General features: G+C 34.3%; 19 protein-coding genes. 10 read left to right on the top strand and 9 right to left on the bottom strand.

Annotated elements, in window-relative coordinates; all coding sequences use genetic code 11:
• Position 1: 1 nt before the first annotated feature.
• Genes QE431_RS07270 through hutH form a run of 3 tightly spaced genes read right to left on the bottom strand, consistent with a single transcriptional unit; the run spans position 2 to position 3,571 of the window.
• A complete protein-coding gene (locus tag QE431_RS07270) occupies positions 2–1,333 on the bottom strand; it encodes an inorganic phosphate transporter (protein ID WP_281865067.1) in 1,332 nt (443 codons plus the stop codon).
• A gap of 30 nt (positions 1,334–1,363) precedes the next feature.
• Positions 1,364–2,008 (bottom strand): DUF47 domain-containing protein, encoded by a 645-nt coding sequence (locus QE431_RS07265; RefSeq protein WP_057118584.1) that lies wholly within the window; start codon positions 2,006–2,008, stop codon positions 1,364–1,366.
• A gap of 48 nt (positions 2,009–2,056) precedes the next feature.
• Positions 2,057–3,571: a histidine ammonia-lyase gene (gene hutH / locus QE431_RS07260; RefSeq protein WP_307294299.1), complete on the bottom strand. Its 1,515-nt coding sequence runs from the start codon at positions 3,569–3,571 to the stop codon at positions 2,057–2,059.
• A 641-nt stretch (positions 3,572–4,212) separates the two neighbouring features.
• Between hutH and thrA the strand changes: the two genes are divergently transcribed.
• The 5 genes from thrA to QE431_RS07235 all read left to right on the top strand — a co-directional run bounded on the left by thrA (position 4,213) and on the right by QE431_RS07235 (position 11,126).
• Positions 4,213–6,660 carry a bifunctional aspartate kinase/homoserine dehydrogenase I gene (gene thrA / locus QE431_RS07255; protein WP_307294295.1) on the top strand — a complete coding sequence of 816 codons (2,448 nt, stop codon included), beginning with the start codon at positions 4,213–4,215 and terminating at the stop codon, positions 6,658–6,660.
• A 147-nt stretch (positions 6,661–6,807) separates the two neighbouring features.
• Positions 6,808–7,731, top strand: coding sequence for a homoserine kinase (locus QE431_RS07250; protein WP_057118587.1), 924 nt, complete (start codon positions 6,808–6,810; stop codon positions 7,729–7,731).
• A gap of 97 nt (positions 7,732–7,828) precedes the next feature.
• Positions 7,829–9,118 carry a threonine synthase gene (gene thrC, locus QE431_RS07245; RefSeq protein WP_307294289.1) on the top strand — a complete coding sequence of 430 codons (1,290 nt, stop codon included), beginning with the start codon at positions 7,829–7,831 and terminating at the stop codon, positions 9,116–9,118.
• Positions 9,119–9,398: 280 nt separating this feature from the next.
• The gene (locus QE431_RS07240; protein WP_307294287.1) at positions 9,399–9,956 is read left to right on the top strand and encodes a hypothetical protein; all 558 of its coding nucleotides are present in this window, start codon (positions 9,399–9,401) and stop codon (positions 9,954–9,956) included.
• Positions 9,957–10,139: 183 nt separating this feature from the next.
• Positions 10,140–11,126 (top strand): hypothetical protein, encoded by a 987-nt coding sequence (locus QE431_RS07235; RefSeq protein ID WP_307294284.1) that lies wholly within the window; start codon positions 10,140–10,142, stop codon positions 11,124–11,126.
• Between the two features lie 155 nt (positions 11,127–11,281).
• On the opposite strand, the gene QE431_RS07230 is transcribed toward QE431_RS07235, so the two are convergent.
• Together QE431_RS07230 and QE431_RS07225 are read right to left on the bottom strand one after the other, a co-directional pair.
• The gene (locus QE431_RS07230; protein WP_307294282.1) at positions 11,282–11,674 is read right to left on the bottom strand and encodes a helix-turn-helix domain-containing protein; all 393 of its coding nucleotides are present in this window, start codon (positions 11,672–11,674) and stop codon (positions 11,282–11,284) included.
• Between the two features lie 221 nt (positions 11,675–11,895).
• Positions 11,896–12,672 (bottom strand): hypothetical protein, encoded by a 777-nt coding sequence (locus QE431_RS07225; protein WP_307294278.1) that lies wholly within the window; start codon positions 12,670–12,672, stop codon positions 11,896–11,898.
• A gap of 145 nt (positions 12,673–12,817) precedes the next feature.
• Between QE431_RS07225 and QE431_RS07220 the strand changes: the two genes are divergently transcribed.
• Positions 12,818–13,324 (top strand): GNAT family N-acetyltransferase, encoded by a 507-nt coding sequence (locus QE431_RS07220; RefSeq protein WP_307294276.1) that lies wholly within the window; start codon positions 12,818–12,820, stop codon positions 13,322–13,324.
• Between the two features lie 144 nt (positions 13,325–13,468).
• Here the strand turns inward: QE431_RS07220 and QE431_RS07215 are convergent, their stop codons facing one another.
• Entirely contained in the window at positions 13,469–14,041 is a 573-nt protein-coding gene (locus QE431_RS07215) for a Crp/Fnr family transcriptional regulator (protein ID WP_307294273.1), read from the bottom strand.
• A 240-nt stretch (positions 14,042–14,281) separates the two neighbouring features.
• Here QE431_RS07215 and QE431_RS07210 point away from each other — a divergent pair, with 240 nt between their 5' ends.
• Positions 14,282–15,391 (top strand): polysaccharide lyase family 1 protein, encoded by a 1,110-nt coding sequence (locus QE431_RS07210; protein ID WP_307294270.1) that lies wholly within the window; start codon positions 14,282–14,284, stop codon positions 15,389–15,391.
• 420 nt (positions 15,392–15,811) lie between these two features.
• On the opposite strand, the gene QE431_RS07205 is transcribed toward QE431_RS07210, so the two are convergent.
• The 3 genes from QE431_RS07205 to QE431_RS07195 form a co-directional block, all read right to left on the bottom strand.
• Complete coding sequence (locus QE431_RS07205; protein ID WP_134141026.1) at positions 15,812–16,195, bottom strand: DUF3037 domain-containing protein; 384 nt, start codon at positions 16,193–16,195, stop codon at positions 15,812–15,814.
• Positions 16,185–16,967: a HipA family kinase gene (locus tag QE431_RS07200; RefSeq protein WP_307294266.1), complete on the bottom strand. Its 783-nt coding sequence runs from the start codon at positions 16,965–16,967 to the stop codon at positions 16,185–16,187. The genes QE431_RS07205 and QE431_RS07200 overlap by 11 nt, the downstream gene beginning before the upstream one ends.
• 302 nt (positions 16,968–17,269) lie before the next feature.
• Entirely contained in the window at positions 17,270–18,127 is an 858-nt protein-coding gene (locus tag QE431_RS07195) for an NAD(P)H-hydrate dehydratase (RefSeq protein ID WP_307300526.1), read from the bottom strand.
• A 234-nt stretch (positions 18,128–18,361) separates the two neighbouring features.
• Here QE431_RS07195 and gcvT point away from each other — a divergent pair, with 234 nt between their 5' ends.
• The 3 genes from gcvT to QE431_RS07180 all read left to right on the top strand — a co-directional run bounded on the left by gcvT (position 18,362) and on the right by QE431_RS07180 (position 23,175).
• On the top strand, positions 18,362–19,444 hold the full coding sequence (gene gcvT / locus QE431_RS07190) for a glycine cleavage system aminomethyltransferase GcvT (protein WP_281865053.1): 1,083 nt from the start codon (positions 18,362–18,364) through the stop codon (positions 19,442–19,444).
• A gap of 204 nt (positions 19,445–19,648) precedes the next feature.
• Positions 19,649–21,685, top strand: coding sequence for a S41 family peptidase (locus tag QE431_RS07185; protein ID WP_307294261.1), 2,037 nt, complete (start codon positions 19,649–19,651; stop codon positions 21,683–21,685).
• A gap of 776 nt (positions 21,686–22,461) precedes the next feature.
• A complete protein-coding gene (locus QE431_RS07180) occupies positions 22,462–23,175 on the top strand; it encodes a YebC/PmpR family DNA-binding transcriptional regulator (protein WP_012024626.1) in 714 nt (237 codons plus the stop codon).
• The last annotated feature ends 201 nt before the right edge of the window (positions 23,176–23,376 follow it).

Below are 23,376 nucleotides of genomic sequence, written 5' to 3'. Positions count from 1 at the left end.
ATTAAATAAACACGCTTAGTATAAAATAAACCAACCCTGCCAAAATAGCTGAAATTGGAATCGTCAATATCCAAGCCCATATTAAACTTACGGTAACTCCCCAGCGAACTGCAGATACACGTTTTGTTAATCCAACACCAATAATAGATCCTGTAATGGTATGCGTTGTACTTACTGGAATTTTTAAATGCTCTGTAAAATAAAGCGTTAAAGCACCAGCAGTTTCAGCAGCAACTCCTTCAAATGAACTTACTTTTGTGATTTTAGAACCCATTGTTTTCACAATTTTCCATCCACCACTCAAAGTTCCCGCTGCAATTGCAGAATAACATGCTAATGGAATCCAGCTTGGCATTACACCTTTAATACCAGCATCATCGTTTGGAAGCACAACATCTAACCAAGCGTCCATATGCACTCCTGGATTTGTATTGATATATACCGCAACCGCAGCAGCGATAATACCCATTACTTTTTGAGAATCATTTCCTCCGTGTCCTAAACTAAATGCAGCAGAAGATAATAATTGCATTTTTTTCAAAGCTGCATCTGCTTGATGTAGATTTAAGCTGCTAAATATTAAACAAAAAGCACTAACAGTTAGGATGATAAAAGCAACCAAAAACCATTTAATGTTATGAGCTTCAAAAGCTACACTCCAAAAATGAGAATCAAATCTTGGTTTTTCTATTTCAGAATATGGCACCATTTGACTGTAAACAAACCAAATAGTAGCAATCATTAAAAGTACAGTGAAAATTTTAGGACCAATACTTTTACGAGAAGCATTTAACAACCAAATCGAAATTAAATATGAAGCTAATGCTCCTAATAATGGTGCAAGAACAATAAAGGCAATAATAATAAGAACACCCGAAGGCATTGCTCCGTCTTTTCCAGCTTTGTACCAGCTTACAATTTCATACCAATAATGTGTTGTTCCATCTTCTCCAATATAACCTGAGAAACCATGAACTGCAATAGCATGTGCTACAGCTGCTCCAGCAAAACCTCCAATTAATGTATGAGAAGAACTTGAAGGAATTCCAAGCCACCAAGTCAATAAATTCCAGCAAATTGCTGCAATTACACCGGCTAGAATTACAACCAGGTTAATTTCCATTGTGTGCGCTGTTTTAGCAACAGTATCTGCAACACCAAATCCGAAAACCCAATAAGCTAGAAAGTTAAAAAATGCTGCCCAAAGAACGGCCTGAAAAGGCGTCAGGACCTTTGTAGCAACAACAGTCGCTATAGCATTTGCTGCATCATGAAAACCATTGATGTAATCAAAAATTAAAGCTAATACTATAATTAATATAAGTAGCGTCATAAAGTTATAACTTCAGAATGAAAAATTGAATTAAGAATGTTTTACAGAAATAGATTCTAGTATGTTTGCAACACTCTTACATTTGTCTGTTGCTGATTCTAAAACAGATAACACCTCTTTATATTTAATAATATTTTTAGCGTCTGTTTCGTTTTCAAAAATTTCAAAAACTGCTTTGTTATAAACGTTATCAGACTTGTTTTCTAGTTTGTTGATTCTAGTACAAGCATCTTTAATGACTTTGAAATTCTGTAAATTTCTCAATTCTTTTACCGCGCTGTCAATGTTTTGACAAGCTTCAAGATTAATTTCTGTCATCTTTCTGATAGATTTTGTAATCTTATCAACTTGATACAGTCTCATACGGCTTGCAGCACCGTGTAGGTAATCTGCAACGTTGTCAATAGAAGTAATTAAGGTGTGAATATCTTCTCTATCAAATGGTGTAATAAAGTTTCTACTCAATTCCAAATTGGTTTGACGAGTAATGTCTTCACCTCTTTGCTCTAGTTCGTCAATTTTTTGAAAAAGAACTTCTCTTTCTTTTAATGGTAAATTTACAGCTTCGTGTAAGTTAGAAGCTAATTCAATTAAATTGCTTGAAGCCTCTTCAAAAAGTGGAAAGAATTTTTTGTCTTTCGGCACTAAAAATTGGAAAATACTGTTTATTGACATTGTTTTATTTTTGATAGTGCAAAATTACTTCAATAATATTTTGCAATGTTAAGCCATTGTTAACAAATCGTTTTCTATTTGGAAACTCTCCAAGAATAAAACCGTGTTTTCTATGTCATTATGTAAGATTCTATCTTCTTTGACCAAAGGCACAACTTCTCTATAGCTATTCAAAAACATTTCGATAAAATCACTTGATTTTAGAGGCTCTCTATACGCAATTGCCTGCGAAGCATTCAATAATTCGATTGCCAAAATACGCTCTAAATTATCTAAAACACGTAAGGCTTTTGTTGCTCCGTTGGCTCCCATGCTCACATGATCTTCCTGTCCGTTGCTCGAAACAATGCTGTCAACGCTTGATGGAGTTGCCAATTGCTTGTTTTGACTTGCAATACTTGCAGCAGTATATTGCGGAATCATGAAACCTGAATTTAATCCTGGATTATCTACCAAAAATGCAGGAAGATTACGCTGTCCAGAAATTAATTGGTACGTTCTTCTTTCAGAAATACTTCCTAATTCTGCCAAAGCAATTGCCATAAAATCAAGAGCTAAAGCTAAAGGCTGACCGTGGAAATTTCCTCCAGAAATAATCTGATCGGCTTCTATAAATATATTAGGATTGTCTGTAACCGAGTTAATTTCGGTCTTGAAAACCTTTCTCACATAATCAATCGCATCTTTCGAAGCGCCGTGAACCTGAGGCATACAACGGAAAGAATACGGATCCTGAACGTGTTTCTTTTCCTGAGCGATAATTTCACTTCCTTCCAAAAACTCATTAATACGCTGTGCGGTTACAATTTGTCCTTTATGAGGACGTATATAATGTATCAATTCGTTGAATGGCTCAATTCTACCATCAAAACCTTCCAAAGAAATAGTTCCGATTAAATCTGCCAGATACGAATATTTGTAAGCTTTAATTAAAATATGAGCTCCGTATGCACTCATAAACTGAGTTCCGTTTAGCAAAGCCAAACCTTCTTTGGACTGCAGAACAATTGGTTCCCAATTAAAATGTTTCAAAACTTCTGCTGAAGCTGTTTTTTTCCCTTCAAAAAGTACAATTCCTTCTCCTATTAAAGGTAAAGATAAATGTGCTAAAGGTGCTAAATCTCCGGAAGCTCCCAGCGAACCTTGAGTATAAATTATAGGTAAAACATCATTGTTGTAGAAATCTACTAAACGCTCCAAAGTTTTCAATTGAACACCAGAATGTCCATAACTTAAAGATTGGATTTTTAGCAAAAGCATCATCTTCACAATTTCAGACGGCACTTCTTCTCCTGTTCCGCACGCATGAGATTTTACTAAGTTTTCCTGAAGCTTAGATAAGTTTTCATTAGAAATCTTTACATTACAAAGTGATCCAAAACCTGTATTGATTCCGTAAATCGGCTCAGAATGTGATGCCATTTTCTTATCAAGATAATCACGACATTTTTGAACGTTTACTTTTGCTTCTTCAGATAATTCAAGTGTTTTATTATAAGATAAAATTTCTTGTAAGGTTTCTAAAGTTATAGTTTCAGTACTTATATAATGGATTTCTCTCATGACGTTTTTCAATTTAAGATGTCAAAATTCAACAAATCAATATTAAAAAGCAACATTTTATCACAATAATTAAAATTTCAACAAATGCGATTAGATGCTTTTAACTTTTATTCAATTTTAAAAACCAAGCTTTTCAATGCTTTTTAATCATCTTTTCATTAAAAATCAATTCATTGTAAAGACATTATTGTAGAAAATTGCCTCTTGAAATATGTCAAAACCTCAATTTAGCACATTTAATTTTAACAAATACTCAATATTGAATTATTGAGATTTGAATTATTAAAATATTCGCAAAAAGGCTTTAAGAGTTTTTAATAGCCCTAAAAAACTGTACTTTTGAAAAATCAAAAATGAAAAGTAACAGCGTAAAATATCAATCTACAATGACAACTCCAACTCGAGTTGCAATTGCTGCTACCATTATTTCTACTACAACAACTACTACCCCTTAGGGGTATGCATTTTTACATATAATCCTAGGTTACCTATACTTTTTTCTTGAAAGAAGAGAGTTATTGGATACATAAAAAACATTTACAAAAGAAAAAAAAAGTCGCAGTTTTCAGTTTCAGTTCACAATTATAATCTTTGAACCTTTGTTACTTAAAATCTTTGCACCTTATTAAAAAATATCAAAAATGAAAGTATTAAAATTTGGCGGAACTTCGGTTGCCAATGCTCAAAATATAAAACTCGTTCTCGAAATTATTAATCAAAAAGCTAAAAACGAAAGACTAGTTGTCGTAGTTTCTGCCCTTAGCAAAGTAACCGATTTACTGCAGTTGGCTGCCGCAAAAGCTGCTGCAAATGATGAAGATTTTAGAAATATTGTTGCCGAAATCGAGAAAAAACATCTTGACACTCTTAAAGAACTTATTCCGGTAAGCGAACAAAGCAGTCTGCTGAGCCACGTAAAAAGAATTATCAATCACTTAGAAACACTTTTAGATGGTTGTTTTTTATTGGGCGAATTATCTCCAAGAACTGCCGATACTATTTTAAGTTTTGGTGAATTACTTTCGTCTTATATTATAGCGCAGGCTTATCAGCAAATCGATAAAAATGCAGCTTACAAAGACAGCCGTGAATTAATAAAAACAAATGCCGATTTCGGAAAAGCAGTTGTTAACTTCGAAGTTTCAAACAAATTGATTCAGGAATATTTTGCAGCGAATGAATCAAATATCAATATTTTACCTGGTTTTATTGCGCAGACTTTAGACGGAATTACTTCGACTTTAGGGCGTGGCGGATCTGATTACACTGCAGCAATTATCGCTGGAGCATTAGACGCGGACCAATTGGAAATCTGGACTGATGTAAACGGAATGTTTACTGCCAATCCAAAAATTGTAAAACAGGCACAGCCAATTGCAAACATTTCGTATCAAGAAGCGATGGAATTATCGCATTTTGGTGCTAAAGTTTTGTATCCGCCAACAATTCAGCCGGTTTTAAGAAAAAACATTCCGATTCTGATCAAAAATACATTTGAACCAGAAGCAGAAGGAACTTTAATTTCAGATCGTGTTTTAACAAAAGACACCGTTGTAAAAGGAATCAGCCATATTGATCATATTTCGCTTTTAACTCTTGAAGGTCCTGGAATGATTGGAGTTGCGGGTTCGTCACGACGTTTGTTTGAAGTGTTGTCTCAAGAAAAAATCAACGTTATTTTTATTACTCAGGCTTCTTCTGAGCACTCTATTTGTATCGGAATTTTAAATTCTGATGCTGATAATGCCGAAGCTGCGATTAACAGAGCTTTTGAAATTGAAATTTCGCAGAACAAAATCGATCCTTGTTATGTAGAAAAAGACCTTTGCATTATTGCTTTGGTGGGCGAAAACATGAAAAACCACCAAGGTTTGAGCGGAAGAATGTTCAGTACTTTAGGAAAAAATAACGTAAACATTCGTGCGATTGCGCAAGGTGCTTCTGAAAGAAATATCTCGACTGTAATTAACGAAAGAGACGTTAAAAAAGCATTGAATACACTGCATGAAAATTTCTTTGAAGAAAACACAAAACAACTGAACCTATTTGTAATGGGCGTTGGAAATGTGGGTGAAAAATTCATCGAACAAATTCACAGCCAGAAGAAATTCTTAAAAGACAATTTGAAAATTAATGTCCGCGTAATTGCGTTATCAAATTCAAGAAAAATGCTATTTGATGAAGACGGAATTTCATTAAAAGAATGGCAGTCGGCTTTAGATAACGGGGAAACTGCAAACGCAGCAGATTTTATCGCTCGTGCGAAAGAACTAAATTTACGTAACAGCATTTTTGTGGATATTACAGCAAATGCAAGCGTTTCTGAAACCTACGAGCAATTCTTAAAACAAAGTATGGCGGTTGTAACCTGCAACAAAATTGCGTGTTCATCTGCTTATGATAATTATAAAAAACTAAAAAGCTTATCTCGCCAGTACAACGCTCCGTTTTTGTTTGAAACGAATGTTGGTGCGGGACTGCCAATTATAGACACTGTAAAAAACTTAATTGCTTCTGGCGATAAAGTGCATAAAATTCAGGCCGTTTTATCAGGAAGTTTGAACTTCATTTTCAACAATTTCGATAAAGACAATTCTTTCCACGATGTGGTAAAAGAAGCTGGAGTTCAAGGTTTCACAGAACCAGATCCAAAAATTGACTTAAGCGGAATCGACGTAGCGCGTAAAATCCTGATTCTGATTCGCGAAAGCGGTTACGAAATGGATATTGACGCCATCGCAAACGAATCGTTTCTGCCAGCAGAATGTTTAGCAACAACAAACAACGAAGATTTTTTTGCTTCGTTAATCAAACACGCTGCTCATTTTGAAGGTATTTACAACGAAGCTTTAGCCAAAGATTCAAGATTGAAATACGTAGCACAATTCGAAAACGGAAAAGCAAGCGTTGGTCTGCAGTTCATTCCAAAAGATCATCCTTTCTACAATTTGGAAGGAAAAGATAATATTGTACTTTTCTACACCGATCGTTACGTAGATCAGCCTTTATTGATCAAAGGAGCCGGAGCCGGAGCTGCAGTTACAGCGTCAGGAATTTTTGCGGATGTAATCCGTATCGGGAATGTTTAGTAAAGGTGCAAAGGCTCAGAGGTGCAAAGGTTCAAAGGTTTTTTCCTTTGTCTCTTTGAATCTTTGAACCATTAAACCTATAAAATAAAAAATTAGCAGCAAAGCCTTTGTTCCTTTGAACCTTTGCCACTTTGAACCTATTAACAAATGACACAAATAAAACTATTTTGCCCAGCAACTATTGCAAACCTCTCATGCGGATTTGACGTACTCGGACTTTGCTTAGACAATGCGGGCGATGAAATGATTGTTCGAAAAGTAGATCAAAAAGGAGTTCGAATCACAAAAATTGTGGGTGCTGATTTGCCTTTGGAAACAGAGAAAAACGTTTCTGGAGTTGCAGCTTTGGCCATGCTTGAAACTCTAGACGAACTGGATTTTGGATTCGAAATTGAAATTTACAAAAACATAAAAGCCGGAAGCGGAATCGGAAGCAGCGCTGCAAGTTCTGCTGGAGCGGTTTTCGGAATTAATGAATTATTAGGAAGACCTTATTCTCGTAAAGATTTGGTTCAGTTTGCGATGCAGGGCGAGAAATTAGCCAGCGGAAACGCGCATGCCGACAACGTTGCTCCTGCCCTTTTAGGCGGATTTACTTTGGTAAGAAGTTATGCTCCGCTTGATATTATTAGAATTGACAGTCCAGAAGAATTATATGCAACGGTGGTTCACCCGCAGATTGAATTGAAAACTTCTGATGCACGTTCGGTTTTAAAACAAAATGTTTCCCTAAAAAGCGCCATTATGCAATGGGGAAATGTGGGCGGATTGGTTGCAGGTCTTTACACCAAAGATTACGATTTGATTGGGAGATCGCTTCATGACGAAATCGTTGAACCTTTACGAAGTGTTTTAATTCCAGGTTTCGATTTAATCAAACAAACGGCTTACGAAAATGGCGCTTTAGGTTCTGGAATTTCTGGTTCTGGCCCATCAATTTTCGCATTAAGCAGAGGAAAAGAAACCGCAGACCAAATCGCAAAAGCCATGAGCGAAGTGTACGAAAAAATGAGTTTACCGTATGAAATTCACGTTTCGAAAATCAATCCCGACGGCGTAAGAATTATATAACACCAATTTCACGAATTTACACTAATTGATTTGTGCAATAATTTAAACGCAAAGAATTAGTGACAATCAGTGAAATTCGTGTTCAAATAAACATACAATGAAATACTACAGTTTAAACCACAATGCCCCAAAAGTTTCTTTTCAAGAAGCTGTTATACAAGGATTAGCGAGTGATAAAGGATTATATTTCCCAGAAAGCATCACGGCTCTAGATCCATCATTTTTTGATAAAATTGAAAGTTTAAGCCACGAAGAAATTGCGTATGAAGCGATTAAACAATTCGTAGGCGATGAAATACCTGCTGAAAAACTAAAAGAAATTATTGCCGAAACTTTAGTTTTTGATTTTCCGGTTGTGAAAGTCGAAGACGGAATCTATTCGTTAGAATTATTTCACGGCCCGACAATGGCTTTTAAAGACGTTGGAGCTCGTTTTATGTCACGTTGTTTGGGCTATTTCAATAAAGATAAAAAAGATGCTAAAAACACGGTTTTAGTAGCGACTTCTGGAGATACAGGCGGAGCCGTTGCCAGCGGATTTCTAGGCGTTGACGGCGTTGATGTTGTCATTTTATATCCATCAGGAAAAGTGAGCGATATTCAGGAAAAACAATTGACGACTTTAGGGCAGAATATTAAAGCGCTGGAAGTTGACGGTGTTTTTGACGATTGTCAGGATATGGTGAAAAAAGCGTTTTTAGATGAAACTTTAACGCATAAAAACCTGACTTCGGCAAACTCGATTAATATTGCGCGCTGGTTACCGCAGATGTTTTATTTCTTCTTTGCTTACAAAGCGTTGAAAAGCCAAAACAAACCTTTAGTTTTCTCTTGTCCAAGTGGCAACTTCGGAAACATCTGTGCTGGAATTATGGCAAAGAAATTAGGTTTGCCAATTGAACATTTCGTTGCTTCTACAAACGTAAACGACACGGTGCCAAGATTCTTAGAAAACGGAAAATACGACCCGAAACCTTCTAAAGCCACAATCTCTAACGCCATGGACGTTGGAAACCCAAGTAACTTTATTAGAATTCAGGAATTGTATAATAATGATTTAAAAGCTTTCGAAAAAGATTTCTCTTCTTATAGTTATACTGACGAAGAAACGCTTGAAGCGCTAAAGAAAATTTACAAAACCGACGGTTACATCGCAGAACCACACGGTGCTGTTGGCTATTTAGGTTTGAAAAAAGAGCTTCAAAAATATCCTAACGCCATTGGTATTTTCTTAGAAACAGCTCACCCAATTAAATTCTTAGATGTAGTTGAACCTGCTTTGGGAATTAAACTTCCGATTCCAACTCAAATTGAGAGTGTTATTAATGAGGAGAAAGTTAGCGTGAAGATTGCTACTTATGAGGAGTTGAAGGCTTTCTTGGGATAGAAAAACATATAATAAATGATTAAGCGAGTAAAAAATTTTTACTCGCTTTTTTTGTTACATTACCATTAATTATTTTGAATTAATATATAAAAATATCAAGTACGGAAATCCGTAAAAATTGGCAATGAAAAAACCATATATTTGAAAAGTAAGAAAACGAAACAAACTTTCGCTTAGCTGCGCGATTTTAGGTGTAAATGTGAAAGTTTGTTTCACCTATAAATGAGTTAGCAGTAATTTACGGAGAAACTATAACAATAAAACAAAAATTGACTACTTCATGAACCGATTAATTGATGCTACTCTTGAAATAATGCCAAAACTTGGAATTGAAATTAGACCTGCATATAAAAAAGATGGAGAATTACAGCTTAGAGCTTGGGATAAATTAGAAGGGGCGAATGCCCTTTTCACAATCCATAGCGATATAGCAGGCATAATTAATCGCGATTCTCCTGATGAAATGTATTACATTGATCCACTTATTCTTACAGGACATGCTCTAAAACCAATACTTGCCAACTTCAATAATACTGTACAAAACATCAAAGCAAGATCAATAATTGTACATGAATTAACCCATTGGCTACAAAGAGGGACAATCACAGAACTTCACACTGCTGAAGGATATATTTCTTTTAATGGCAATAACTATTTAGAATATATTTCACAAAAACGAGAAATAGAAGCTCATGCTGTTCAAAGTTATTATTTCATTAGAGAACACAATAAAAATAATCTAGACAAAATTGTGAATAATTCACAAACTAATGACGATTTGTGTAAAAGTTTAATAAATGAGTTTATGACCTTAACGAGAAAGCCAATAGTATTTTAATAAACTAATGCTAACAGCTACACAATGGATTTGGGTATTAGGCTTAATGGAAAAATGGTCTTGTATTTAGAATATTTGGCAAATCCGAAGAATGGTCTTAATTTAGTCCCAAACTGAGTGTAGCGCGAGAACGTTGGGCAATATATTAGAAAAACAGGGGAATTTAATAATTTAAAGTAATAAATGGCAAAAATTTATCTTCTTGGTCAGAAAATAGAAAAGGATAAAAACTTGAGTTTATATTATGAATTAAGTTATAGACTTAAAGAAATTGGACACGATATATTTGATGAAGAAACTGATTACGGAAAAGAGCAAGAATATTCTTTTAAAAAAGCTATTTTAAGTTCTGATATAATAATTCCAATTATAACTCAATATTCTTTAAAATCAAATAATTTTTTAAATGAACTTATCCAATTAAGAAATTATACAAGTCATATAAATGATAAGCTTTTAATTCCCATTGTTACAGGAGATGTTAATTTTGATAATTTACCTGACAGTTTATTAAGTATAAATTTTATTACTTTAAAGGATAAACTTTCCGAAACAGAAGTTTCTCAAGTAGTAAAAAAAATTAACGATGCAATAAATTCATTTGTAGGTAAAAAAATTGCAACCGATGAAAAAGCATTAGAAATTAAGGAAAAAATTGCCAAAACCGCTCCTACATATATTGCAGAAACTATATTAGATCTAAATCGTCGAGAAAAATATCAACGTGGGACAGCTCTTTTTTGGTATGTTCTAGGATTTATTTCACTTATCAGTGGAATTGTTGTTGCATTTTGGTTTTCAACTATTACACTTGATGTTTTTAAAGGACAAGAAAATTGGAGTTTAACAACTTTTTACGCTTTAAAAAGTATTTTTATAATAATACTATTAATCGCATCTTCTAAATATTCTTTTACGCTTGCTAAATCATATATGAGTGAATCATTAAAAATTGCTGACAGAATTCACGCAATTTCATTTGGAAAATTTTATTTACAAGTATTTAATGACAGAATAAATCCTGAGGAAATTAAGGAAATATTTAGAGATTGGAATATAAATAATCAAACTAATAACTTTTCAAATCAATCAGCATCAGATTATGACCCTAAAATTATTGAACGAACATTAGAGCTAATTGACAAATTGAAAAATATTGAACGAAAATAAATACATCGCCCAACAGTTACTACAACGGATTTGTGCAATAGGCTTAATGCGAAGATGGTTATATTGGGATCCTTTGGCAAATCTAAACGCAAGCGAACACAAAAAAGAGACCTCGTCAAAGGTCTCTTCTTAATTTAATATATCTTCAAAAACGATTATTTCCCATTCAATAACTTCTCCAAATACTCAACTTTATCTTTTTCAGCCTGCACCAAACGTTCGTAAAGTTCAACTACTTTATCTAAAGGATTAAAAGTACAATTGTAATTAAGTCCAGCATTTACAATACCGTTATCATGATAAGTATTGCCAATAATATTTAAAACCGCTTCTTCCGAAAAGTTTTTAATTGCTTCAACAGAAACGTCAAGAGCTTTTGCAATGTCAATTAGTTTTTGTTCGTCAACCGTTTCGCTATTTTCAATAACAGAAATTGCCTGCTGGCTCATTCCTAAAGCCTGTGCCAGTGCTTCCTGTTTCATATCTTTAAGCTCTCTGATACGGCTTATATTTCTGCCGATATGTTTTGGTTTTATTGCTGTACTCATAATTCAAAGATATTTAAAATTCTGAAACGAAAATAGATTTCGGTAAAAAACAAGATTTTTTTGTAAGATACTTTGTATAATTTAAAAATATAGGTTCGGACGCGGATTTGACGGATTCGTTATCACGAAGACACGGATTGACACAGATTTATTATTGAATAAAAAAATCCGTTTAAATCAGCGTTTTTTGCGAAAGCAAATCCGTTTCATCCGCGTTCTAATTAAGCGGTTTTCTTCGTCCCAACCAAATACAAAATCTTCGCAGGTCCAGATTTTACCTTTCCAACTTCCCAGTTAAAACTTTCTTTGTTGTTTAATTTAGAAATCAATCCGTTCATTTCTTCAACAGAATAGGTTCTTAAAGAAGAAACTACACCATCCCAAAAAACTAAAATCGGCACAATCGGAATTAAGTAGGTAAAAATGATTCTGCCAATTTTAAACGGTCTTATAAAAGGCGTTGTCAGCAAAACACTAATTGGCGAAAGAATCATGGCAATAATACTTGGAACACTTCTCTCCTGCCCTTCAAAAATCGCAATAGAACTATTGCTATCAACAGCATTCTGCAGAATCTGCTTTGCATCTTTAGGTTTAAAATGATGAAGCGATAAAAATTGAGTCCGAAGTCCTTTCAGGTTTTCGGGAACGTTTCTGGCATCAATCGGAGTTTTAATAAATTCGAAATTATCGGCTTGTTTTTGAGTATATTCGAATGCAGAAATATTCGGAAAATAATCAGTCAGCAAAATCTTGAGACTGGGATTGTTTTTTTGCAATTCGTTATTCAGCCAAATCAGTCCGCCGCCGCCGCCCGATGCCAAATCAATAATTTGATTGGTCTGGCTTTCTTTTAAAGCTTTTTCGATTACAGGAACAATTCCTTTGTACATCGCAGTTTTATTCGAAAGAAACTGTAAAAAGTCGGTCATGTAATTTCTAATGAATTCGGGAAGCCATTGTTGATCTTCAAATTCAAATAAGTGAATCCTGCTCATACTTTATTGATTTTGTGTTCAATACAAATTTCTATATTTTTATTTAAATATTTACTACCCTAAATTTAAAACATCTTTTTCTGATTCACCATCAAATTGTAATTTCACATTTCACATTTCACAATTCACAATTCACAATCCATATATGATTACAAAAGCATTACTAGAAGATATTCCCGCATTAACCATCTTAATCAATTCAGCCTACAGAGGAGAAACTTCTAAAAAAGGCTGGACAACCGAAGCTCATTTATTAGAAGGAAAAAGAACCGACGAACAGGAAATGACCGAAATCTTTCTCGATCCAAAAAATACTATTCTGAAATTTACAGAAAATGATAAGATTATTGGTTCTGTTTTATTGGTTGAAAAAGGACACCAATTGTATTTAGGAATGCTGACGGTTTCGCCAGAACTTCAAAACAGCGGCATCGGAAAAAAGCTTTTGGCAGAAGCCGAAAATCAGGCTAAAACTTTAGGATTATCGAGTATTATTATGACCGTTATTTCGGTTCGTGAAGAACTTGTGGCTTGGTACAAACGCCACGGTTATGCTGATACTGGCAAAAGAGAAGCTTTTCCAGAAAGTGATATTCACGTGACGATTTCTGACGTGCCTTTGGAGTTTATTTATCTGGAGAAAAAGATTTAAGTTTTTTTTGCCGCGGGAGCTAAGGCACTATGTTTATTTTTTATTTTAATCTCGCAAAGACGCAGAGTCGCAAAGTTTTTTTATGCAGTTTCCTTTCTAGAAACCTTTGTCACTTTGTAACTCTGTCCCTTTGTCCCTTTTACACTAAGATATTTTTCTTTTAATCTTTGAGAGAAATTCATGCGAAACTCCCAAATAAGATGACAAATTCTTATTGTTAATACTTTGAACTTTTTGAGGATAACGGTCCTTAAAATCTAAGTAACGCTGCTTTGAGGTTTTATTCAAAACATCTAAAAGTCTTTGTTGAATCGCTACATTGGCGCGTTCGATCATCAGCACATGGAATTGCATGAGTTTTGGAACTTCTTCAAACAATTGTGCTTTCTTGACTTTGCTGATTACTAAAATTTCACTGTCTTCAATAGCTTTAATGTTGTAAGTAGTTGGTTTTTGATGGTAAAAACTTTCGAGATCACACATCCATTCGTTTTCAAAAGAAAAGAAAATTACGGTTTCTGTTCCGTTTTCATTTAGGATGTAAGTTTTGAAGGAACCTTTTAGAATAAATCCTTCATAACTGTTGTTAGAATCTTGTGTCTGCAGAAACTGATTTTTTTTGAGTTTAATGAGTTCTGCTTTTGAAACAATAATGTTCCATTCTTCATCTGTGAGCGGAACTTTTCTCTCAATGTTTTTTCGTAGTAGGTTGTACATTCTTTTGTGGTTTTTTGTTTAGGAATAAATTTGTTTTTCAATTCACTCTTTATTAGGGACTTAAAAAATGTAATCGATTACGTAAAAATAGGTTATTTATGCATTTTTGTAAATTTTGAACTGTTAAAAAAACATATTTATTAGATTTTTTTTCAAAAGTTTGAACTTGTTCAACTTTTTTCGTTCAAATTATAATCAGATTTGTGTTGTTAAACTTTTATAAATAACCAAACTTTAATTATGAAACTACAATCAACACTCTCAATGTTTTTACTAACATTGATTTTCGGATTTACAGCATGTAATTCTGAAGAAATTGCTTCAACAACCACAGAAGCAAGTACTGAAACAACAATCGAAGCTGTAACCACTAATCCAACAGCAAAGATTGGAAACTGCGCTGAAGTTCCTGGATGGGCCTCACAAAATGGAGGAACAACCGGCGGAGGATCATCTGCTGAAACAACTGTAACTACCTACGCACAGTTGAAATCGGCTATTGAAAATACTTCGGTAAAAGTGATCAAAGTTTCTGGAACTATCACAATTACAACAAGATTGTCTTTCCAAGACCAGACTGGAAAAACGATTTACGGAGCAAATGGTGCAAAATTGGTTTCGACTAATCAAACCAAAGATGCTTCTGGAATTATCAACATTAAAAGGTGCAAGAACATCATTATTAGAAATCTAATTTTTGAAGGTCCTGGCGCTTACGATACTGACGGATGGGACAATGCCATCTTGGATGAATGTACCAATGTATGGGTTGACCACTGCGAATTTAGAGATGGTGTTGACGGAAACTTCGATATCAAAAATAAATCAGATTATATCTCGGTTACGTATTCTAAATTCCATTATTTAAAACCACCAAAAGCAGGAGGTTCTGGAGGATCCGACGATCACAGATATTCTAACTTGATTGGTTCCAGCGACGGTGCAACTGGCGACCGTGGAAAATTGAGAATAACTTTTGCAAGATGCTGGTGGGCCCCAGGCTGTAAAGAAAGAATGCCAAGAGTTCGTTTTGGAAAAGTACATTTGGTAAACAACTTCTTTAACAGTACTGTAAGCAATAAATGTGTAGCTGCAGGTTTTGAAGCTGATATTCGAGTAGAAAGCAACGTTTTTGAAGGTGTAAAAACTCCTATCGATTTAATGACTGGCTTTACTGCCGTAACTGCAACTGACAATGTTTTTACTAGCACAACAGGAAATCAAGCTGGAAGCGGTACTGCGTTTACACCTCCATATTCTATTTTAAAATTGGACAAAACTGCTGTTAAGGCTGATATTTCAGCGAATGCAGGAGCAACTTTAGGCGGTAATGTCTGCGGTTCATTTTAATTGACTCTGGATAGCAGAATTGAGTTAGTTTAGTTTTTATTTTTTTTTAACCATATAAGTGATATAAGATAATTTAAGTTTTACTCTAAATTATATTATATGTTTATATGGTTTTGCTTTTTTGTTTCCCACGAAGGCATAAAGACGCTAAGTTTTTTTTAATCTCGCAAAGTCACGAAGTTTATCATAACGCAACCATATAGTTTGTCATTTCGATCCCGAGGCTTCGGGAGAGAAATCTCCGCGAGAAGCTCTACAAAGATTGGATTCTCTTTACGGAGTTACTTGTGGAGATTTCTCTCCCGAAGCCTCGGGATCGAAATGACAAGATTGGGGATAATGCATGAAAAATAAAACTTCGCGACTTTGCGAGATTCCTTTTTAAGCTAAATCTTAAATTATCTTATATAACTTATATGGTTAAAGCACAAGTTCCTGAAACAATCTCTGAATCGTTTTCTCCAAATCCTGACTCAAACCCGGATGAGGTCTTGACGTTTGTATAGCAGAACTCCTAATTGCGGTTAACCATCTAAAACGTTCTGGGATTTCAAACTCGGCAATTGGACCGCCGTCTTTGGCTCCGTTTGTTATTTTTTCTAATGAGGTCAGGTTGCATTCTAATTGTTCAACATCAAAATCGGCTGACAGTGCTTGGATTTTTTCTTTATTGAGATGGAAAAGTACTTTTATAAATTTGGCTTTTTTGCAAAACAAAATGATTCCGATATTCAGGAATTCTTCGCGCTCTACCCTTGGCACAACACGAATTACAGCATATTCGTATAGATGATTATCTTGCATTTTGAGCCTGATTTACAAATATTTCTGAATTCTCTAATCTCGTCTTTAAAAACTGTAAATATACATTTCGCAGTCCTTCTGGTGTTTCATCTGTATCTTCCCATTGCAGCCAGTCAACTGGAATTGTATTGACAATTTCTTCTAAAATTTCTGGTGTTAGAATTGCTTTAAACTCGGCATCGACTTCTTTTAGAAGTGAAGCCTGAGGCAGTAAAACGTGATCTTTGATCAACGCAAACGGACTTTTGGCATGTTGTTCCCAATTGTTCCAAGAATGATGAAAATATAAACATGCGCCGTGATCAATCAGCCATAATTCTTTATGCCAGATCAGCATATTGGTATTTTTGAAAGTTCTGTCGACATTCGTGATATAGGCATCCAGCCACACAATCTGCGAAGCTAATTTAGCATCGACAGTTGTTACAACAGGATCAAAAGTTATGGCTCCAGATAAAAAGTGAAGTGCCAGATTTAATCCCTGACTTCCTTGCAGTAAATCCTGAATTTCTTCATCGGCTTCTGTTCTTCCAAAGGCTTCATCGAGATTTGCGAATACTAATTCTGGAACCTGTAATTTTAAAGCTTTTGCTATTTGTCCGCCTACTAATTCGGCTATAAGGGCTTTTACGCCGTGTCCGGCACCCCTAAATTTTAATACGTATTTAAAATCGTCATCGGCTTCTGCCAAAGCGGGTAAAGAACCGCCTTCGCGCAGCGGCGTTATATATCGCATGACGTTTACCGTTCTGAGATCGAAGTTGTTTTTCATAAATACAAACTTACGGATTTTGATTTTAGATTGCAGAGTGTAGATTTTAGATTTTTTTCAGATTGTAAAATTGTTTTACGTAGATTTCAAATAGATTTAAGCTGATTTTGCTGATTCTCTATTCTTAATTTTACTCTCGCAGGTTCTGCAGATTTATTCATTTTTGTCATCCTGAGCGAAGTCGAAGGAGCGCAAAGATATTCCTCAAAATTTATTCCTTGTTGAGTTACTTGCGTGCCCTTCGACTTCGCCCAGGGTGACAAGTAGTTCGATATAATATCAATTGACTAATTGACTAATTTTCAAATTGGCACATTAGCTAATTCCAAAAAAGCTTTTCCTAAATACTTAATAATTGTAGAAGCTGTAAAAGATTCATAGCCCGTTTTTGGCAAAGCTAAATCGGCTGTTAATCCGTGAAGGTAGACGCCAAATTTTGAGGCGTATTTGGGTTCATAGCCTTGTGCTAAAAGACTTGTGAGGATTCCGGTAAGTGTGTCACCGCTTCCTGCGGTTGCGAGTGCTGCGTTTCCAGTTGTATTTTCATAAACAGAATTTCTATTGATAATGAATGTTGGCGCGCCTTTCATAACGATTATGACTTTATATTTTTCTGAAAAAGCAATTGTTTTTTGAAATTTTTCCGATTCTGAATTCCATTTTCCTATCAAGCGTTCTAATTCTTTTGGATGAGGTGTTAGAATTGTATCTTCTGGAACTAATTCGAGCCAAGATAAATTCTGCGCAATAATATTTAAAGCATCTGCATCGAGGACTAAAGGCACTTTATTAGACCTTAAAAATTCAAATAAAGCTTTTTGAGTTGCCAGCTCCTGTACTATTCCTGGACCAATTCCTATTGCCTGCGGGGTTATTGGCAGATGAATATTGGTAATAAAATTGACGTTTTCATCGGTTGCAACCATCACTTCTGGAATGGAAATTTGAAGGATTTGATAACCGCATTTAGGTACAAAAGCTGTTACGAGTCCGCAGCCTGTTTTTAGACAGGATTTTGAGGCTAAAACCGCTGCTCCTATTTTGCCATAACTTCCGGCAATAATCACCGCATGACCTTGTGTTCCTTTATGTGCTTTGGAATCTATTGGTTTGTATAATTTCAGAATTTCTTCTTTTGTAATTAAATACGATGATTTCATTTGAATACTTTTATATAATAAAATTACATAAAAAATCGAAATCATGATTGTTCTTTTGAAACTGTTAGCCCTAGCCCTGATAGAAGCGGCATCCTTTTGTTTTTTTCTTTAAAAAACAAAAGATATAGCGGATAGCAGGAAATAGCTCCTAATCATTGCGAAATTTATAATTTAGAGTATCTTTTTTCGATATTTTTTGAATAAATTTGCGACTGAATTTTATAAAACAACACAATGAAAAATACTGCGCTTACGCACATACATGAAGGTTTAGGAGCAAAAATGCTTCCTTTTGCGGGTTATAATATGCCTATTACTTATGAAGGGGTTAATGCTGAACATGAAACGGTTCGTAATGGTGTGGGCGTTTTTGACGTTTCGCATATGGGTGAATTTTTGTTAACGGGTCCAAATGCTTTGGCTTTGATTCAAAAAGTGACTTCAAATGATGCTTCGACTTTGACAATTGGAAGAGCGCAATATTCTTGTCTTCCTAATAATGAAGGCGGAATTGTTGACGATTTGATTATTTATAAAATGAAAGAGGAAGAGTATTTACTGGTTGTAAATGCTTCGAACATTGAAAAAGACTGGAACTGGATTTCATCTCACAATGATTTGGGAGTTGATATGAAAAATGTTTCTGACGATTATTCGTTATTGGCAATTCAAGGCCCGAAAGCGGTTGAAGCTATGCAGTCTTTGACTTCTGTAGATTTGTCTGCGATTACGTACTACCATTTTGAAGTGGGTGATTTTGCTGGTTTTAATGATGTAATTATTTCTGCTACAGGATATACTGGTTCTGGAGGTTTTGAAATTTACTGCAAAAATGCTGATGCAGAAGCGATTTGGAACAAAGTTTTTGAAGCGGGTGCCTCTTTCGGAATTAAACCAATTGGTCTTGCAGCGCGTGATACTTTACGTCTAGAAATGGGATTCTGTTTGTATGGAAATGATATTAACGATACAACTTCTCCGCTTGAAGCTGGTTTAGGATGGATTACTAAATTCACAAAAGACTTTACAAATTCTGAGAACTTGAAAAAGCAAAAAGAAGAAGGTGTTTCTAGAAAATTAGTTGCTTTTGAAATGCAGGAACGTGCGGTGCCAAGACACGATTACGAAATCGTAGATGGTTCTGGAGCTGTAATTGGAATTGTAACTTCTGGAACTATGTCGCCTTCTATGAATAAAGGAATTGGTTTAGGATATGTTACAGTGGCTAACAGCGCTGTTGACAGTGATATCTTTATTAGAATTAGAAAAAACGATGTTCCTGCTAAGGTGGTTAAACTTCCGTTTTACAAGAAATAGTTTTTAAAAAATATATTATTTGAGAATGCATTACTTTTACTAAGTAATGCATTCTTTTTTTGCTTTAAACTGAAATGTATTTGTCAAAAATATCAATTTGTACATTTTGTAGATAAAAACTTTTTGTCGTCGATATTTTAGTAAAAAGACTACTATTTGTGAAAAAATAAGTGTAACTTTAATCTGAACGATGAATTCCCATTTATGAAAAAAATTTCACTACTCCTTTTTTTGCTGACATCAACTGGATTTTTTGGTCAGAACAGCGCAGAAACTTGTGAAATATTAAACAAAATAAATGCGCTTATTCAAGCTGAACATCTTAGACCTAAGCCTGTTGATGATAGTTTATCTGTGTTCGTTTTTGACAACCTCATTAACGAGCTGGATCCTTCTCGTAATATCTTTTTTAAGAGTGAATACGACGAAATGGCTGCCAAATACAGATACAATTTAGATGATTTAATTCTGAAAAATGACTGCAGTTTTCTTACTGATATAAAAGCTAAATATGTAAATGGTCTAGTTCGAACTAAAAAAGTATTAGAAAAGATTCAGACTACACCAATGGACTACGCTAAAAAAGATACGATTCGTTTTTACAAAAAGTCTTTTGCTTTTTATTTAAAGAAAGAAGATATAGAAAAGGTCTGGAACAAAAAACTACGCTATCAAATATTAGATGATATTGCCGAAACCAGCAATAATCTAGATTCTATAAAAGCCAATTTTAAGTCAATTGAATTGGTGTCAAAAAATAAGATCCTTACCAATGAAATCTGCCGTTTTAACACTCTACTAGACACTAATACAAAGCAGGAAGAGAAATTATATAATTTTTTCTGCACTTATTTTGATCCGCATACGGCTTACTTTAGCGATGATTCGAAAACGAGTTTTGTAGCTTCTTTATCTAAGGAACATTTATCTCTTGGGATGACTGTGAATTTGAATGAGAAAAATGAAATTATTATTGATGAGGTAGATCCAAATGGGCCAGCCTATCAAACGGGACAGGTAAAAAAAGGGGATCAGATTATTTCTATTTCAAATCAAAAAGAAACTCTGCAGGTTTCGTGTGCTTCGCTGGAATCTATTTCAACCATGATTTTATCGGAAAATAATAGACATATTACACTGACTTTAAAACGCAATTCGGGTAAAAGTTTTGATGTATATATCGAGAAACAAGTCATGAAAGACGAGGAAAACTCTGTCTTTAGTTTTATAATCGGCAAAGACAGTAAAATTGGTTATATCAAAATTCCGAGTTTTTATGCTGATTTGGATGGGAACAGCCGAAAAGGCTGCGCTGATGATGTGGCAAGAGAAGTTGTAAAACTCGAAAGAGATGGGATAAAAGGACTTGTTATTGATCTAATTGACAACGGCGGCGGCTCGATGGAAGAGGCTATAAAATTGGCTGGGATGTTCGTAGATTACGGTCCGCTTTCGGTTGTAATTGATAATAAAAAAGAAAAAACGGTAATTACAGATCCTTTCAAAGGCGTTATCTATAGAGGTCCAATTGTGGTTTTGGTAAACAGCAACACGGCTTCTGCAAGTGAATTTTTCTCTTCTATTATGCAAGATTATAATCGTGCATTATTATTAGGAAGCAGTACATTAGGAAAAGCGACAATGCAGACGATTCTTTCGCTTGACGAGGAAAAAAATACTGATTTTTTAAAAATTACTATTAATAAATTTTATAGAATTACGGGAAGAAGCCATCAATATATTGGTGTAAAACCAGATGTTGTACTGCCGGAATTTTACGAAGATATTTATCAGAAAGAAAGTGATTTTCCGACTGCGATCAAAAATGACAGTATTGAGCCTTTTTTGAAATACAAAACCTATGTAAAACGAAACTTAATTGATAAAATCGCTAAAAATAGTTCTGCTAGGCTTGCTGATAATTATTTCTTTAACAACATAAAAAAAATTAACCTTAAAATTGACAAGCTTGTAAATACGCCTAAAGCAGAAATCCCGATGACTTTGGATGCTGTTTTTAAACAAAAAAAGACTTTTGATGCTCTTTGGAATGAGATCAATACTTTTAATGATGAAAATAATCCGCTGGATGTTTATAATTCCAGTATTAATCAGCTTTTACTAGGTGCTTATCCAACGGATAAAACCATAAATCAAGATCAGATGGACAATCTTAAGACTAATCCTTATCTGAACGAAGCGGTAAATATTATTAATGAATTTAATGGCGGGAGTAAGTAGTTTTTGTTTCAGGTTTCAGGTTTCACCGCTTTTTTTTAACCGCAAAGTCCGCAAAGATTTACGCAAAGTACACAAAGATTTTTTTAAGTTAATTTATAAAATAAAAAGAGTTCGCAAAGCCATATGCATAAAGCTTTGCGAACTTTGTGTTTATAAACATAACTTTAAAGAAAAAAACTTTGCGAACTTTGCGGTTAAATTCAACGCAACGCAATTCTGTTTTTTGATTTTACATCACAAAATTCAGTTTTAACCGCTACGGAATATTTTTTTAACCGCAGAGTCCTCAAAGATTTACGCAAAGTACACAAAGCTTTTTTTAAGTTAATTTATAAAATAAAAAGAGTTCGCAAAGCTATGGCTATAAAGCTTTGCGAACTTTGTGTTTATAAACGTAACTTTAAAGAAAAAAACTTTGCGTACTTTGCGTTTAAATTCAACACAACGCAATTCTGTTTTTTGATTTTACATCACAAAATTCAGTTTTAACCGCTAAATATTTTTTTTAACCGCAGAGTCCACAAAGATTTACGCAAAGTTCACAAAGAAATTTTTAAGTTAATTTATAAAATAAAAGAGTTCGCAAAGCTATGGGGACAAAGCTTTGCGAACTTTGTGTTTATAAACGTAACTTTATACAAAAAAATCTTTGCGAACTTTGCGTTTAAATTCAACACAAGACACAGCACTTGAAACCTGAAATAAAAAAGAGTTGTTTTGTTTTTGGAAAAATAAGGAATAACCGTATTTTTGCATCTCAAAACTAAAAATTAGAAATGGGAAGAGCATTCGAATTTAGAAAAGGAAGAAAAATGAAACGTTGGTCTGCAATGGCCAAAACATTTACCAGAATTGGTAAAGATATCGTAATGGCTGTTAAGGAAGGCGGTCCGAATCCAGACGCCAATTCTAGATTAAGAGCTGTTATACAAAACGCGAAAGCTGCCAACATGCCGAAAGACAATGTGGAGCGCGCGATTAAAAATGCAAGTAATAAAGATACTGCCAACTATAAAGAAATTTTGTTTGAAGGATATGCTCCTCACGGAATTGCAATTTTAATTGAAACTGCTTCTGATAACAATAATAGAACTGTAGCAAACATTAGAAGTTATTTTAATAAATGTAACGGAACTATGGGAACTCAAGGTTCTGTTGAGTTTATGTTTGACCACACTTGCAACTTTAGAATTGCAAAAGATGGTATCGACGCTGAGGAATTAGAATTAGAATTGATTGATTTTGGTGCCGAAGAAGTTTTTGAAGATGAAGACGGAATCTTAATTTATGCACCTTTTGGTAGTTTTGGAGCGTTACAAAAAGAATTAGAAAATAGAGGTCTTGAAATTCTATCTTCTGGTTTTGAACGTATTCCTCAAATAACTAAAGAATTAACTGAAGCTCAAATCGCTGATGTTGAAAAATTAATTGAGAAAATCGAAGAAGATGATGACGTTATGAACGTTTATCATACAATGAAAGAAGAATAATCTTCTACAATACTTGATATTAAAAGGCTCCAGAATTATCTGGAGCTTTTTTTTTACCAGAATGTGGAAAACCGTAAAGATTTGTATTACAAAATGTTTACATTTGGCAAAAATTTAACAGTCTATTACGTTTTTAAACCAATTCTATAAATTGTATGGATTAAAAAATTAAAAAACCAAACTGATTCATTTTAAACAAAT

The organism is Flavobacterium sp. SORGH_AS_0622 (assembly GCF_030818825.1).
In the GTDB taxonomy this organism is placed as follows: Bacteria; Bacteroidota; Bacteroidia; order Flavobacteriales; family Flavobacteriaceae; genus Flavobacterium.
This window is presented reverse-complemented; position numbering and strand designations above follow the sequence as displayed.